Raw genomic sequence first — 14220 nt, 5'->3', positions numbered from 1 at the left:
AGTTTTTGAGGATGAAATATCAGAAATGGCTGAAATTAACCGGATTATAGATATAAAAAGAAAGATAGCTCACCAGTTATAAGGCTGCCATCTTTCTTATCTATATACTTAAATACACTTTTATTCTAAGTACGACCCACCTGTTAATAGTTAGTTATCAACAAATGCGTAACTATCTTATCATTCCTATTCATAAAGCTCACCAAGTATTCTTTATCAAACGTACGAATATTGATGCCTTCCTTATTATATAGTTGATAAATGAAATCTGTATTTTTGATTATCATCATCCACTTTGCCGGGCAATGATGTAATAAAAACGTAGTCAATCGTTTTTGATCTTCTCGCGTAAATTCATTTTTAGCATATGTACTAAACTCACTATCATAAGGCCCGTTTCTTCGACAGCAATCCTGGCGAATTCTTCATCTTCTTTCCACGCGACTGGCACATCGCCAAGGTGGCAACAGATGGCGAAGACCAGACCATCCGCGTTATCGTAATCAAGGTAGATTATAAGGATTAAAGATAATTGAAAATAAATATTATTGTGACTCAGAGCACGTTAGTAGGATTTTTTGCAATTGTGGTCTTGATTTCTCGAAAAAAAAGGCTAATTTCGCACAATTCGAGGGAAATCATTGAAGTTTTTTTATTATACTGGCTTATAATTCGGAATTTTTTGCTAAATTTGCCACGTCATATCAGATTTTTGCTTATTTTCTTTTCGCAACACTAAGATAAGTGAAAATTTTGACATGGCAAAATCCTGGGCAACTTTTAGTTGATCAGGCACTAATAAAGATTAATCTATAATAGTGTTGCGGAATTAAGACTAAAGACATATGAAGAAAACTTTTCACAGAATCATCATGTCAGCATTGCTGACAGTGCTGGCAACAGTTGCTGCCAGCGCACAGTGCTACATTGTCGGCAGCGACAAAGAGTGGAAAACCAACACTGCTGCTGCAGAACTGACAGAGACCGCCACTACAGGAGTGTATGAGGGTGATGTCACCTTCGTTGACGGTGCGCAGTATTTCGCCGTCACCCAACATCTGACAACTGGCGATGCCGATTGGACAGAGTTTAACAAAAACCGCTTCGCCCCTTCAGTATTCGACGCCATGCTCGTTATCAATGAGCCTATGACCATGGTAAAGGGTAGGGACGCATCTTTCAAAGTGCCAGTCGCCGGTACAACCTATCGTATGCGCATCGACTTCAACACCCTGACCGTCACCTTGCTCGGTGACTTTCCCGACAAGCTGTATGTATGGGGCAGCAATGGTGTCTTCGATCCCACATTGTCAGCTGCCACACTGCCTAAGACCGAGACCGACGGTGTGTATAAGGCTACGGTAGACTTTACCTCATGCTACTTCAACATTCTCACCCAGCTCGGCACCGACCCCAACGACTACGAAGCCATACTGCCCTACCGCTACGGTGGCGGTAAGGTGGTTATCAACCGCGACAAGGCCATGACGCTCACAGAGCAGTCATTCCACATCGCCACACCAGGCACCTACGACGTGACTGTAGACCTCCGCACCATGACCATGAACCTCCACAGCGACACCTATGTGCCCGAATATCCAGACCATGTCTACCTCATCGGTGCCAACGGTAGCAACTTCGCCGATCAGGGCGCAGAGCTTACATGGGACGATGTGGAAGGCATCTACACGGGCTATGTGACTTTCTATGGCAACAAGTTTACCATCTCTACCGCTCTCGCCTCTACATATGATGGCTGGGACGAGATTAAAGACAAGCGCATCGGTGCTGTCGCACCAACTGTTGACGTGGAACCGAACCTCACCGTAGGTCTAAAGAAGGGCGAGGTGTCTGACTTCATCATCGGAGCATCGACAGATAACCCACTCACCGCATGCGTTACATTAGACCTTGTCAACAACCGTCTGACGCTCCACGGCAACGATGCGTCATATCCAATAGGCTACCCGAAAGAGCTCTACACTCTCGGCTGCAACGGCAATTGGTTCACCAACATCCCTGCAGACGTGATTTCTGCCACCAACGAGCCCGGCATCTATGAGGGCGAAATCACATTCGTGGGCGAAGTGGGCGATCTTCACTTCATCGTGTTAAAGCGTCTCGGCGCAGATTGGGACTTTGTCAACGCCAAACGTCTCTCTCCCTACACCGACGGCGACCCCGCCAATCTTGACAGCGATATTCCTGCCATGGCACCTGATGTATCGCCCGGCGCATGGCTCTTCTCTGGTGAGCCTGGCACCTACGACATAAAGGTGGACCTCACAAAAGGCAATGGCGTGATACGCATCTCTGCCAAGGGCGCAACAGGCATCACCGCCACCACAGCCGCTCCTGCCACCAAGAACTACTACTACGACCTCAACGGACGATTCCTCGGCAACGTGGAGCCGCAGAAGGGAGTGTATGTGGTTAAAGGTAAAAAGGTAATAAAGTAAAAAAACAGAAAGGTAAAACTACCCCTCTCCAGCTCTTTATCTCAAGTAAGTCCACCCTCTACGTGGTGGGGTACACTTTAGGAGAGCTGGAGAGTTTTTTTATTGCCGTCCGGTAATAACTCAGAAATGAAAATTAGCATAAGAAAAAGCTCTATTTTCTAAAATTTTTAGCGCTTTTATGCGCTATTCGCTTTGATTTCTGTCAATATGAGCCTGAATGCTTACACTTTATTTTTACCGGACGGCAATAATTATTTACTGGGTCCACTTTAAAAGTCGTTTTTGTTTTTTTATCCTACAAAACGCCATTTGATTATCAGATGGTTACATTTGAACAATTTCTCAAAAATTACTTTTTCAAGTGGGCTTAAGAACTTATTACAAAGGTCTCTTTTAGTAAATAAAATGCAGTTCCAAAACATAAAAGCGAACTGCATTCCGTACTCAATTCACTGTCACATTCCCCAACATCATAATGAAATGGATGGAAGAACACCATGATATTGAAGTGAATTATATCGAAGGAGATGATGTTACTCAAGATGTTACTCAAGATGTTACTCAAGATGTTACTCAAGGTGAGTCTCAAGGTGGTATTCAAGGTGTCCTCCAAGACGGAGAATTAGATGATTGGATAGAAAAACAGATAAAAAAGAATCCAAAGATTACAGCAAAAGAACTAGCTTTATTATCCCAAAAAGGATTAAGTACCATCAGGCGACGCATCGCTAAACTTCCTCATATACAATACGTTGGAAGTGGATATAGTGGACATTGGGAAATCAAGAAATAGAGAATACAAAGAAATGCAGCCTCTCGATTATATAAAAGAGAGGCTGCATTTTTCTTATGGTATTCAAGATGGGTCTCAAGGTGGTATTCAAGATATCCCTTACCCCACTTCCACCACTACCTCGCTGCCCCTGACCATCGCCTTCTTCACCCGGTCGAAGAGCTGGAGGAAGAGTTCCTGGCTCCTCAGTACGAACCCGGGCGCATGGGCCTCGCCGATGAGGATGCCACCCTGGCGCAGACGGAACGGACCATTGCCCGGCTGCATCATGGGACAAGGAAGGGCATAAAGCTCTTCCAGACACCCGAACTCATGACTCTTGCGCTCCATGCGGCAAAGCTTGCAGGTTTCGGGGAGAGGAAGAGAGGAAGATGAAGAAGAATCATCCCTTATCGGTTCGAGGAAAAGCATCTGGCGGGCGAAGCATTTGCATTTAGCCACCATGATGTGATATTCACCCGGTTCCAGACAGCCACCCTCGCGCTCCATCGTATCACAAATGTACTGATGGCCTACAACGATACCCTGGCGATTAACTACTTCCTGACTAAGGCGACCAACAATGGCGCCATGATCTCTACGAAAACGATTTAAAAACAACTTCATCATAATACGCAACAATTTAAAAACAACAATAGAAAAACATTTGAAATTCACATTCACTTTCACATTTTCTGAACGTAAAACGACTGGTAATAATCAGACAAATCCTTGCAACCTTCCGGCAACTGATGGTACACCAGCTGAGGGAACATTTCCTTCAGTTTCATATAAAGACCGATGCCCGGTTTGTCCTGATCAGGCCACATGTGAAGATTCCTTCCCGCTAAAAGATTGCGACATTCTTCATTACAAAGCGTAGCACTCGGGATGGCTATTGCCTTGTAACCCATAGACATAGCGCTCCAGCAGTCGGTACATCCCTCGGTAATAACCAATGGCTCTTTTTCTGTCACCTGCGGCAAGATCTGCATCCCATATACCATCGGCTTGCTACCTGGTGCAAACTTAAACCGCGGTTTTTCTTCAGTCTTATCTCCCAGATATCTGCTCTGAACCGTCAGCAGATTGCCATGAACATCATAATAGGGAATCAACAGGGAAGGCCCATCAAAAAACTTTCCACCAAAGCGATAGCCAGCAATGGAGAAATCTGTGCTCACCACTCTACACCAATAGATATATTCCGGGCGCAACTTTCTCTGATAGAACAGGAAATTCTTGGCTTTATCTGTCAGTTTCTTACCCATGAGCATACGCATCAGATAATCTACGTCAGGCTTATGCTGAAACTCGCCTCTGAGATTGAGTCTGTCCGTATCACATTCAGATTTTCTATGCTCAGCAACAGCTTTATCCCGATGAAGCACCTCCTTACGGTTTCCCGCAGAATGATTACCGGCGCTGATATTGAATCTTCTGCACAGCCATTGGCAAGCCTCCGAAAAAGAGAGATTCTCCCGTTTCATCACCAGGTCGATATTATCTCCACCCCACCCGCATGCAAAGCAATGACAAGTGTTGGTGGAAGTCCAGAAATGCAAACTCGGATGGGTATCATTATGACTGATACAAAGGGCATTATGATACCGCAAACCCATTCCCAATTCATCAGCAACCTCCAGGATGCTGATAGCTCTAAGTTTAGAGAGCGTATTTGAATCAATATATTCTGCCATCTTCTAATTGTCTTTTTTAATATTACCATCACCAATAGTGCCTTTCTGCTGCGTCTTTCTAAGCACCTTTCTATCCTCGCCCTTTGCCGGTTTTTCGAGCCATCCCCATCTGCGCCAGTTGCACACCATGTTGCGGGCAGGCGTCTTGAGCTCCTTCTGCTTCAGAAATTCCTCCAGGAACTGATAAGAGAATTCCTGCGGCAACTCGCTGAAATAGTCTACAGTATGATAAGGCTCTCCTTCGCCCTCGGCAGAAATCTGCTCGAAAGCCTTGCCCCACCGCTGCAACATATTCTGCAAGATGCGGTCGGCACAAGCCAGATAGGTCTGCCTAACCAGTTTCCGGATTTCCTTCTCGCTCTTCTTCCCTTCCACTTTGTAAAGCACTTGCATGAGGGCAGCGATGCGGAAGGCTGAAACCGAACTGCGCTTGTAGAAGACATCCATCGACTTAGACATGGTTTTCACCACCTGCTGGCGGCAGTCGTTACACCATTTTACCACCGTCTTGTAGAGCCAGCTCATATCTTCCTCTATCTCCTGATGGAATTTTCCATCTTCCTCGTAGCACAAACCGAAGAGCTTGTCCAACGTATTCTCCAGCTCATTACGCTGCATATCGGTCAGCGCCTGAAACTGTGGCGGATTGTCGCCCAGATGACTGATGAGCGGGCATAAGATGGTTCGGGTTACAGCACCGCCCTCAATGGCAGCTTTGTTCATATATCTGCTCACCGCACTCTGAGTGCCGCAGAAAACGAACGACAGCAAGGCATCTACCATGGCACTATAGCTGGATTCGCTCATGAAATCCTGACCATATACGCTGCCCAGATCGTAAGCCGTCTTGATAACCTGCGAGAGGTCGGCAAACTGGCGCTTGGCAGAATGGACGATGGCAGAAATCTCATCGGCAAATTCGAAGAGCGTCTTCGGAGCACCATAGAGCTTGACTGCTGCATCGCATCGCTTGATAAACATGGTGAGCGATACGGTTTCGGGCAGGATAGTGATGTCGGTCTTCGGTTCGGGTGGCAGCTTGCCGTCCTTCTTTCCCTGACGTCGCTTCAGGGCAGCATACTCCTGCTCCTTGGCTCTCATTTCGCTGTCGCGCTCGATGAAAGGTTTCATCAGGGTACGCATGATGTATCTGGCAAACGATTTTCCGCTCGACTGCTCTCCCTCTACGATGACCTGCAACACGATGGCCGATTTTTCTCCCTGATTATCATACACATACTGTATTCTGACACGTGTAAGATAAACGCTGAGCATGGCAGCAGCCACCACCAGCGTAGGATACTTGAGGTCAGAAGGCGAAGTGATCATCCATTCTCTGATGCCCGACGGATAATCCTTATCGGCAATCAGGTGATGCATGGGCATCTCTTCATTCTCTTCAGCCTGTTCAGCCAGCTTTTTTCCTATCAACCCAGATGATACCTTGTTATTGATTCCGCCCTTGGTATCCTCAGGCTTTGCCACTGGATTAGTCCGAGACGCTTCCTGTGGAGGTATTTTCTTTCCTTTTTCCATAATCCCAATCATTGATTATTTCTGTATGCAAAAGTAAGGAAAAAAAGCCTCCCCGGCAATAGGCGTCCTGCCGGTTCGCCTCCTACTAAGCCTCATCGCCGGCAACTAAGCCTTCCGCTAAGCCTCCAGCTCATCTGAAGGCATAAAAAAAGCACTCTTTGCTTGCAAACGAAGCAAAAAGTGCTGATACTGTATTATTTCTAAAAAATCTTCTGTTCAAATATATTCCTATTCATTTATATTATCATCCCCACTGACATAAGAAAGAACCAAACGGCGAACCACGGCATGAATGTCTTCATTAGGGAACTTCTTGCGATATTTCTCCGTAAGGTCTTCGCAGAAATACATCTTGCTACCAACCGTAGAAGAAGGAATAGGTTGCTGTATAAACACATCGTATGTTGCAACAGGCTTGCCATCCTTTGTGTCGACAGGCACAATATTCTCCTTATACCAACCTTGTCCAGATGCGGTAGGGAACAATCTATAATTGTCCTTATACTCCACTTTACCAGCGATGTCCAGTATATATCCGTCAGCAGACTTATCGTCCTCAGGATTCACCGCATATAGCATATATGAAGCAGGAATAAGCCTCGAGTATCTTTTTATGATAAACTGATATTTTTTGCTTCCTCCAAAAGGAGGGTTTGCCTTCAAATCCTGCTCTATATCCTCACGAATTTGTGGCGCATCCACCACAAACTCTACTTCGCCAGTATAATTGACGACAGTTTTCGATGACTGTGGATGTGGATTCGGCTGAATAACCTCACCATTGTCATTGCTGTTGTCACACGCACAAAAAGCCAAGACTACCAACAGTAGTAAGACTGATTTTTTTACAAAATACTTCATATCCAAATTTGTTTATCAAACCTATTTTATTGTTAAACGTAGAATATGCCTAAAACTTGCTCTATTTTACGTTTTTAACATTCCATCTAAAACTTGCCAACACTCACAAGAAGCAATCATTTCCCCGCTTCCTACTGCCCCTTACGGTAAATGGCAACAAAACGCTTTGCGATATTGATGAGTTTCTCCCGGGCGTTAGGATCTCTTACATCATCAAAACTCCAGTTGGGAAATTCGCCACGCATCTTGGAGAAACGCTTGGAGATGGCACCGCCATTCGTCAGATTGGAAGGCAGACCCAACTGCTCCGTAAGATACTTGCAGAAAGATGCGCCATTATCAAATTTGCCTTCAAAATCGTTGATATCAGAGAGCGCCACCATAATCAGGGCATAGTCTTTCTTCAAAGGAATAGCCTTCTCGTCTATCATCTTCTGCAAGGCTCGCTTTACTCTTTCTCCCTGGCTCAAGTCGCCCCATTCCTTCTCATTATCTTCTTCCGTTTTTTCCTGCCCGCCGTTTTCCTGATGCTCATCGTCTGTCACTTCCAATTCTAATGTCCTCTTCTGTTCAGGCTCGAATCCGTGCAGATAATCTTCATCATTGTTCTGGCGCATCAGTTCATTAATCTGAGATGAAACGAAGAAACCATCCTCGCCATAATAACCGATATTGGCTGCCAGCCGCTCAACCACCTCATGGTTCTTCACGACTGCTCCGAGGCACCGCTGAGAAAACTCCTGAGTTACGTAGCCTCTCCATTGCCCCATAATCATTGAGCAAAATTGAAACACTTTCGACTCCAAAGGCATCATCTGAAGTATCACAGCTGCCATATACAGGATGACAAATACGATTCTCTGACGCTCTTCCTGAGCTGTAGCATACTCATCCTCGTCAACATAGTTTTTCTCATATTGCCCTATTCCTTCCACAAAGGCTAGGCGGCTCTCGGTATCGGTATGCGAAAACATCATTTTGTCTACGATGCAGAACACCTCATAAAAAACATCCTCGCATGAACATCTGGACGTAGGAAACCACGTCTTATCATTGAAGATATCATGGGTGATAGCTCTGAAAACCTGATAAATCATGTGTTGCGAAAAAGATTTATCTACCATCTGTCTGGTCTTCATCTTAAATAACCTCATCGTCGTAACCCTTTAAACCATCAAGAATCACATCAAGAGAATTGATCAAGGCAAACTGAGAATTCCCATGACAATCGCAACAGACAGCATCTCCTATAACCAGGGCAGAAATCTCTGCATCAGATATTTTCACCTTGGTTCGTTTCAGCGAACGGGAAGAGGTGCACGGACCTTTCCAATAATATACCTTGATACCGTAATCTTCCTTGCTGCACAGGTTCACCATCAAGGCTATGTCTCGGTTTGCCTTGTCTAAGTGCAACTGCTTACCTTTATCTGTACCAAATTTTACCTCATACATACTGGCATTGAGACACTCCATTAATGACTGCTGCATCTGTAATTGCATGACAAAGGAATATGGCGCATCGCTGAGAGACTGATGGCGAGGAAAAGAAAACACCACAGCCCTTGGCCTGCAGCCAGCCTTGATTCTTTCAGCCACGGCATCAAAGAAATCACCAGGTGGCAACTTGGCAGAAATCACCATATTCCAGCCATATTGATTCGCCACCCTGTTGATATTATCACGCAGAAGAGCCACCACCTTGTCCTGTCCCCTTTTGCCGCCGAAGATTCTAGATTCTTCCACAAAAAGGAAACCTCTGTTGGGGCGATTATCAATGATTACCTTACAGAAAGGCTGGTTGTGAATTTCATTCTCCTTAAAGTTACTCCAATAAAATTCTTTTTTGTCTGCGCATACATCCAGCACAGCCACACCTTCGCGAAATCCCAATATTCGGTTGTCGTGAATAACGTCTTCCTCATTCTTCCGTGATTCCACCAAAGTCATTTTCTTGCTTTTCAGCAAACTGTCCATTACCTTCTCGAAACCAGTCTGACATTCCTGATATTTTTCAGGCGATGACATTTCGAGAAAATCCAAGGGTAGAGTACCCTCGATACTTGAAAGATTCCGGCTTTTGCAGAAATCATACTTGAAGACAACAAAAGAAGTCTTTTCTGTGCTGTTTTTGATTCGTCCAGTCATTGGCTTGCGATTTAAGTTGTACCATGAAAGTTATTTTTCATAGCATCTACAAAAGTAACACTTTTTCCCCGAATAAACAAATAAATTCTAAATTATTTTTTACCAAATTGTCTTTTTTTCATAAAACCATCAAAACAAAATGTGAAAGTGAATGTGAATTTGAAATGTAAATCAATGTATCGGGTTGTTCCATCCATTCCTTTTATTGGATATTGTGAATGAAATTCAGTCCTCGCGCGCGTACCTTATTATATATATAATATGAACCTATTATAATGGCTACTATTACTCAAACACGATTATACGCTTCTCCTTCAGGTAACATTGAAAAACATTTCAAATTCACATTCACATTCACATTTTTGCCTTTCCTTCTATCCGCCAGCTAACCCACATAGCAAGTAACTCTGCGCCCGATGCCCCCAAAACTGCGTGGCGACGCACCACCAACTGCGTCCCGACGCAGATGGCGATACGTCGGGACGTAGCGCCGACTGCATCGGGACGCAGTTGGAAAGGCAAAACATGCCATATAATGTTAACGGATTTAACATTTAATTTAATGGCCATTAAATTAATGGCGGTTAAATTAGGCGGAAGAGAATGGGATATGAGGGAGGAATGCACGTGATTCGGGACAAGGATGCACGTGATTCGGGACAACTATTGTTTTTCAGAGAAAAATGTTGTATCTTTGCATTGTCGTTCAGAGATAGGCTGAATTAACCACTAAAAAAACTGATTGTTGAACCATTAAAAAAAGAAAGGAAAAAGAAAATGAAAAAGGAAGTTTGGAAAACTATCTTGCAGGTGATTATCGCCGTACTTACTGCCGTAGGCACCACACTCGGCGTTACCAGCTGCATGTAGACTGATTTGTTTAACCATTAAAAAACGATTTGAATTATGGGTATTAAAGTAAAAGCAATTGAGCGCAACGTAGCGTTCGAAAAAGGTAAGCAAAAGTGGGCATTCGTGATGCAGGCTGATCTCTACAGCCAGCTCAACGCCACGAAGGTGATAGAAGAAGCCGCCGTTCGCAGCGGATTGCCTAAGGCGGTGATCAACGCCGGATGGTCGGCCATCGGCGAAGTGATTGCTGCCTGGGCCACCGAGGGCCACAGCGTGGCTGTGCCAGGACTGGGCAGCCTCCGATTCGGTCTTAACTCTACCGCCGTAGAGGATGTGAACAAGGTGAGCGCCAACCTCATCACCCGCCGATACATCATCTTCGTGCCTAACACCGACATCAAGAAGGAACTCGAAGAGACTTCCGTCAACATCACCTGCTACGACCGAAACGGCAAGGTGGTGAAGCAGGTTACCTCTACCGATACGCCTCCTACTACCCCATCCGACGGCGACAACCCAACGGGCGGCGATTCTACTGGCGGAACCGGAAGCGAAAACAGCGGCGATGGACTTGAATAAAAGGTGCTGAGCCTGAAAAAGTAAAACCCTCCCCAGGTCTTAAAAAGTCCTAGGGAGGGTAAACTTTGTCTGGCAGTTAAATTGTTTACGCAATGTACCATACCAGACGTCCCGAACACAACATGCTAACCCACACATAACCCCTTCGAAATCAGCATGTCGCTAACAATCCTTTGTGCCTCAAATAAATAATACTTTTTTCAAACTAAATCCAATCCTAGCCTCTCGGCGAAAACATATTTAAAGCTTTTATCTCATTTCAAAACATGATAGTAACATAGTCTGCAGCGATATCAACCAGCTTCTTGCGGCGAGCTACACCTATTATATAATGAGCCTCCTTCGCCGAACAGTGGAAGTATTTCTTCACAGCTGTTACCAGTTCTTCCTTGCTTATCGAGCCTATACCCTTAGGATAAGCCCCGCGGATAGCCTTCTCAATGTCTGCCATCTTATATTCATGGTGGCGCTTGTGGAAGTACTGCGATACAATGATAGAGAGAACTATCACGAGCAGGATGATGATAAATACTACAGACTTGTTCATTTCCTTATCTCCTTGTTAATTGATTAGACAATATTAGGTTTGCTGAATCACCCTTCCGGGTGCTCCAAGTTTTCGGCATCACCGATAGCCGCTATCGGTAAATCCACTGCAAATATAGCATTTTTTCTTGAAACAACAACATTTTTCGGCATTTTTTTCACTATTTCTGCAAAAAAACTTGCTAAATACAAAAAAAACACGTATTTTTGCAAGAAAATAATCCTTAGACAGAAAGATAATGCAAGAAACTGTAAAGAAAGTATTGAATGGCGATTTTAATCGCAAGAAAGCATTGCTGTTTCTCATAACGGCTCTGCTTACCGTTATCGTCTGGAACCTGCCCATCGATAGCTTCGGCATCGAGGGGCTAACCATCGTGCAGCAGCGCGTCATCGCCATCTTCGTCATGGCTGTGATGCTCTGGCTCACCGAGGCCATACCGGCATGGGCTACCAGCGTAGTGATCATCTTCGTGCTGCTGTTCTTCGTCAGCGACTCCGCCTTTAAGATCATGCAAGGCTCGGAGGCAGAGATGGGAAAGCTGCTCGACTATCAGGGTGTGATGGCGTGCTTCGCCGACCCTACCATCATCCTCTTCCTGGGCGGTTTCGTACTTGCCATAGCCGCTACCAAGAGCGGACTCGACGTGATGATGGCGAAGGCCCTGATTGCGCCATTCGGCAAGCGTTCTGAGAACGTGCTGCTGGGTTTCATGCTCATCACCGGCATCTTCTCGATGTTCATCTCAAATACAGCCACCGCCGCCATGATGCTCACCTTTCTCACACCGGTGTTCAAATCATTGCCGCCTTCGGGCAAGGGCCGTGTGGCGCTCACCATGGCCATACCCATCGGAGCCAACCTGGGCGGTATGGGAACCCCTATCGGAACACCGCCTAACGCCTTCGCCTTCAAGGTATTGAACGACCCAGCAGGACTCAACCTGGGCATCAGCTTCGGCGATTGGATGCTGATCATGGTCCCTATGGTGCTCATCATGCTCGTGATGGCATGGATCATCATACGCAAGATGTTCCCGTTCTCTGCCACGACCATCGAGCTCAACATCGAGGGCAACATGCAGCACAACTGGCGCACCACGGTAGTGGCCGTCACCTTCCTTGCAACCATCGTGCTCTGGGTATTCGGCAAGCAGCTGGGCATCAACGCCAACACCGTGGCCATGCTCCCTATCGCCATATTCGCCCTTACGGGAGTGGTTACAGCCAAGGACCTGAAGGAGATTGACTGGGCTGTCATCTGGATGGTGGCAGGCGGATTCGCCCTCGGATTGGCGATGAACGGCACCGGTCTGGCCGAGGCAGCCGTAAAGAGCATTCCGTTTGCAGAATTCAATCCGCTGGTCATCATGATCGTATCCGGACTGGTATGCTTCATCCTGAGTAACTTCATCTCCAACACCGCCACCGCTGCCCTGCTCATCCCAATCCTCACGGTGGTATGCGCCGGCATGGGCGACAAGCTCAACACCATCGGCGGCACCTCTACCATCCTCATCGGAGTAGCGGTATCGGCCAGCTGCGCCATGTCGCTGCCTATCTCAACCCCTCCTAACGCCATCGCCTACTCTACCGGACTCATCCAGCAGAGCGACATGGTGAAGGCAGGACTCACGGTGGGCATCCTGAGCATGATAGTGGGCTACGTCGTGCTCATCACCTTCTGCAAGATGGGCGTGCTCTAGAGGGGCATCATCTGCGAAAATACACATTATTATATATATAAAGGAATGAAAAAGATTGTTATAGGAATCGACGTAGGCATCTCTACGACCAAGATTGTGGGCATCGATGAAAGCGGCGTGGTGGTAAGCCCCATCCGCATCAAGGCCACCGACCCTATCACCTCGCTCTACGGAGCCTTCGGCAAGTATCTTCACGACAACAAGATTGCGCTGAGCGATGTAGAACAGGTGATGCTCACAGGCGTAGGTTCAGCCTATATCGACGAGCCCATCTACGGACTGCCTACCTCGAAGAGCGAGGAGTTCGTGGCCGACGGACTGGGCGCCCGATACGAGAGCAAGCTCGACCGCATGATTGTGGTGAGCATGGGAACCGGTACATCGCTCGTAAAATGCGATGACAACGAGATAAGACACATCGGAGGCATCGGCATAGGCGGCGGAACCCTGGCAGGACTGAGCCGCATCATGCTCAAGACCGATGACATCAAGCAGATCATCAACCTCGCCAAGGACGGCGACGTGAGCAAGATAAACCTGCTGATAGGCGACATCAGCGCCAAGCCTCTGCCCGGACTCCCGATGAACGCCACCGCATCGCTCTTCAGCAACGCCAAGGCCAACGCTTCGCGCGAAGACATCGCCATGGGACTCATCTGGATGGTGCTGCAGTCGATAGGTTCGGCTACCATCCTCTCATCGCTCGAATCGGGCATCAAGGATTTCGTGCTCATAGGCAACCTCACCCTGCTGCCGCAATGCCGCGAGGTGTTCCCAGCCATGGAGAAACTCTACGGAGTGAGGTTCAGAATACCGAAATACTCGGAATTCTGCACCGCCATCGGAGCTGCGCTCGACTATAAGCGACAAGCAAAATAATCACCCCCGAATCGCCGCAATGCCCTATACACGGGCGTTGCGGCGATTTTCATTTCCACCCCCTGCACGGCACACAGACAACAAGGGGAAAAACGCACACAAGCGCACAAAATGCGCAACACGCTGATAGATAACAACTTAAACGTTTCGGAAAACAGAAATTTGTCAAAGTTTTCCAAAAC

General features: G+C 46.6%; 14 protein-coding genes and 1 pseudogene. 7 read left to right on the top strand and 8 right to left on the bottom strand.

All coding sequences use genetic code 11. From position 1 onward, the window contains the following. Positions 1-388: 388 nt before the first annotated feature. From ONT08_RS08130 to ONT08_RS08120, 3 genes and pseudogenes are all read left to right on the top strand, one after another. Positions 389-526: pseudogene (locus ONT08_RS08130) on the top strand (YhcH/YjgK/YiaL family protein); the annotation flags it as partial. Positions 527-845: 319 nt separating this feature from the next. Next, on the top strand, positions 846-2459 hold the full coding sequence (locus tag ONT08_RS08125; RefSeq protein ID WP_264959676.1) for a SusF/SusE family outer membrane protein: 1614 nt from the start codon (positions 846-848) through the stop codon (positions 2457-2459). Between the two features lie 475 nt (positions 2460-2934). Then, on the top strand, positions 2935-3252 hold the full coding sequence (locus tag ONT08_RS08120) for a hypothetical protein (RefSeq protein ID WP_264959675.1): 318 nt from the start codon (positions 2935-2937) through the stop codon (positions 3250-3252). Between the two features lie 99 nt (positions 3253-3351). Here ONT08_RS08120 and ONT08_RS08115 read toward each other — a convergent pair whose 3' ends face one another. The 6 genes from ONT08_RS08115 to ONT08_RS08090 all read right to left on the bottom strand — a co-directional run bounded on the left by ONT08_RS08115 (position 3352) and on the right by ONT08_RS08090 (position 9476). Then, on the bottom strand, positions 3352-3861 hold the full coding sequence (locus ONT08_RS08115; protein WP_264959674.1) for a hypothetical protein: 510 nt from the start codon (positions 3859-3861) through the stop codon (positions 3352-3354). A gap of 56 nt (positions 3862-3917) precedes the next feature. Then, complete coding sequence (locus ONT08_RS08110; RefSeq protein ID WP_264959673.1) at positions 3918-4931, bottom strand: CHC2 zinc finger domain-containing protein; 1014 nt, start codon at positions 4929-4931, stop codon at positions 3918-3920. A gap of 3 nt (positions 4932-4934) precedes the next feature. Continuing rightward, the gene (locus tag ONT08_RS08105; RefSeq protein WP_118416496.1) at positions 4935-6467 is read right to left on the bottom strand and encodes a hypothetical protein; all 1533 of its coding nucleotides are present in this window, start codon (positions 6465-6467) and stop codon (positions 4935-4937) included. A 228-nt stretch (positions 6468-6695) separates the two neighbouring features. Next, a complete protein-coding gene (locus ONT08_RS08100) occupies positions 6696-7328 on the bottom strand; it encodes a hypothetical protein (RefSeq protein ID WP_264959672.1) in 633 nt (210 codons plus the stop codon). A 131-nt stretch (positions 7329-7459) separates the two neighbouring features. Next, on the bottom strand, positions 7460-8482 hold the full coding sequence (locus tag ONT08_RS08095) for a hypothetical protein (protein WP_264959671.1): 1023 nt from the start codon (positions 8480-8482) through the stop codon (positions 7460-7462). After that, a complete protein-coding gene (locus ONT08_RS08090) occupies positions 8469-9476 on the bottom strand; it encodes a hypothetical protein (protein ID WP_264959670.1) in 1008 nt (335 codons plus the stop codon). The genes ONT08_RS08095 and ONT08_RS08090 overlap by 14 nt, the downstream gene beginning before the upstream one ends. A gap of 777 nt (positions 9477-10253) precedes the next feature. Between ONT08_RS08090 and ONT08_RS08085 the strand changes: the two genes are divergently transcribed. Then, complete coding sequence (locus tag ONT08_RS08085) at positions 10254-10346, top strand: smalltalk protein (protein ID WP_022121332.1); 93 nt, start codon at positions 10254-10256, stop codon at positions 10344-10346. A 36-nt stretch (positions 10347-10382) separates the two neighbouring features. Further along, positions 10383-10907, top strand: coding sequence for a DNA-binding protein (locus ONT08_RS08080; protein ID WP_264959669.1), 525 nt, complete (start codon positions 10383-10385; stop codon positions 10905-10907). 259 nt (positions 10908-11166) lie between these two features. Here ONT08_RS08080 and ONT08_RS08075 read toward each other — a convergent pair whose 3' ends face one another. Together ONT08_RS08075 and ONT08_RS08070 are read right to left on the bottom strand one after the other, a co-directional pair. Beyond that, complete coding sequence (locus tag ONT08_RS08075; protein ID WP_119235982.1) at positions 11167-11454, bottom strand: hypothetical protein; 288 nt, start codon at positions 11452-11454, stop codon at positions 11167-11169. 47 nt (positions 11455-11501) lie between these two features. Continuing rightward, positions 11502-11645 carry a hypothetical protein gene (locus tag ONT08_RS08070; protein ID WP_254974009.1) on the bottom strand — a complete coding sequence of 48 codons (144 nt, stop codon included), beginning with the start codon at positions 11643-11645 and terminating at the stop codon, positions 11502-11504. A 47-nt stretch (positions 11646-11692) separates the two neighbouring features. On the opposite strand from ONT08_RS08070, the gene ONT08_RS08065 reads away from it, so the two are divergent. Together ONT08_RS08065 and coaW are read left to right on the top strand one after the other, a co-directional pair. Then, positions 11693-13159, top strand: a complete 1467-nt coding sequence (locus tag ONT08_RS08065) for an SLC13 family permease (protein ID WP_264959668.1) — start codon at positions 11693-11695, stop codon at positions 13157-13159. A gap of 45 nt (positions 13160-13204) precedes the next feature. Then, a complete protein-coding gene (coaW, locus tag ONT08_RS08060; protein ID WP_022121336.1) occupies positions 13205-14038 on the top strand; it encodes a type II pantothenate kinase in 834 nt (277 codons plus the stop codon). The last annotated feature ends 182 nt before the right edge of the window (positions 14039-14220 follow it).

It is taken from the genome of Segatella copri (assembly GCF_026015465.1).
Classification (GTDB): Bacteria; Bacteroidota; Bacteroidia; order Bacteroidales; family Bacteroidaceae; genus Prevotella; species Prevotella copri_E.
The sequence above is the reverse complement of the archived record's forward strand: the minus strand, read 5'-3'. Positions and strand labels throughout refer to the sequence as shown.

Excerpts from the sequence above, each read along its gene's own strand:
- ONT08_RS08125 (WP_264959676.1), top strand. The coding sequence starts at position 846 with ATGAAGAAAACTTTTCACAGAATCATCATGTCAGCATTGCTGACAGTG.
- ONT08_RS08120 (WP_264959675.1), top strand. The coding sequence starts at position 2,935 with ATGAAATGGATGGAAGAACACCATGATATTGAAGTGAATTATATCGAA.
- ONT08_RS08115 (WP_264959674.1), bottom strand. The coding sequence starts at position 3,861 with ATGATGAAGTTGTTTTTAAATCGTTTTCGTAGAGATCATGGCGCCATT.
- ONT08_RS08110 (WP_264959673.1), bottom strand. The coding sequence starts at position 4,931 with ATGGCAGAATATATTGATTCAAATACGCTCTCTAAACTTAGAGCTATC.
- ONT08_RS08105 (WP_118416496.1), bottom strand. The coding sequence starts at position 6,467 with ATGGAAAAAGGAAAGAAAATACCTCCACAGGAAGCGTCTCGGACTAAT.
- ONT08_RS08100 (WP_264959672.1), bottom strand. The coding sequence starts at position 7,328 with ATGAAGTATTTTGTAAAAAAATCAGTCTTACTACTGTTGGTAGTCTTG.
- ONT08_RS08095 (WP_264959671.1), bottom strand. The coding sequence starts at position 8,482 with ATGAGGTTATTTAAGATGAAGACCAGACAGATGGTAGATAAATCTTTT.
- ONT08_RS08090 (WP_264959670.1), bottom strand. The coding sequence starts at position 9,476 with ATGACTGGACGAATCAAAAACAGCACAGAAAAGACTTCTTTTGTTGTC.
- ONT08_RS08085 (WP_022121332.1), top strand. The coding sequence starts at position 10,254 with ATGAAAAAGGAAGTTTGGAAAACTATCTTGCAGGTGATTATCGCCGTA.
- ONT08_RS08080 (WP_264959669.1), top strand. The coding sequence starts at position 10,383 with ATGGGTATTAAAGTAAAAGCAATTGAGCGCAACGTAGCGTTCGAAAAA.
- ONT08_RS08075 (WP_119235982.1), bottom strand. The coding sequence starts at position 11,454 with ATGAACAAGTCTGTAGTATTTATCATCATCCTGCTCGTGATAGTTCTC.
- ONT08_RS08065 (WP_264959668.1), top strand. The coding sequence starts at position 11,693 with ATGCAAGAAACTGTAAAGAAAGTATTGAATGGCGATTTTAATCGCAAG.
- coaW (WP_022121336.1), top strand. The coding sequence starts at position 13,205 with ATGAAAAAGATTGTTATAGGAATCGACGTAGGCATCTCTACGACCAAG.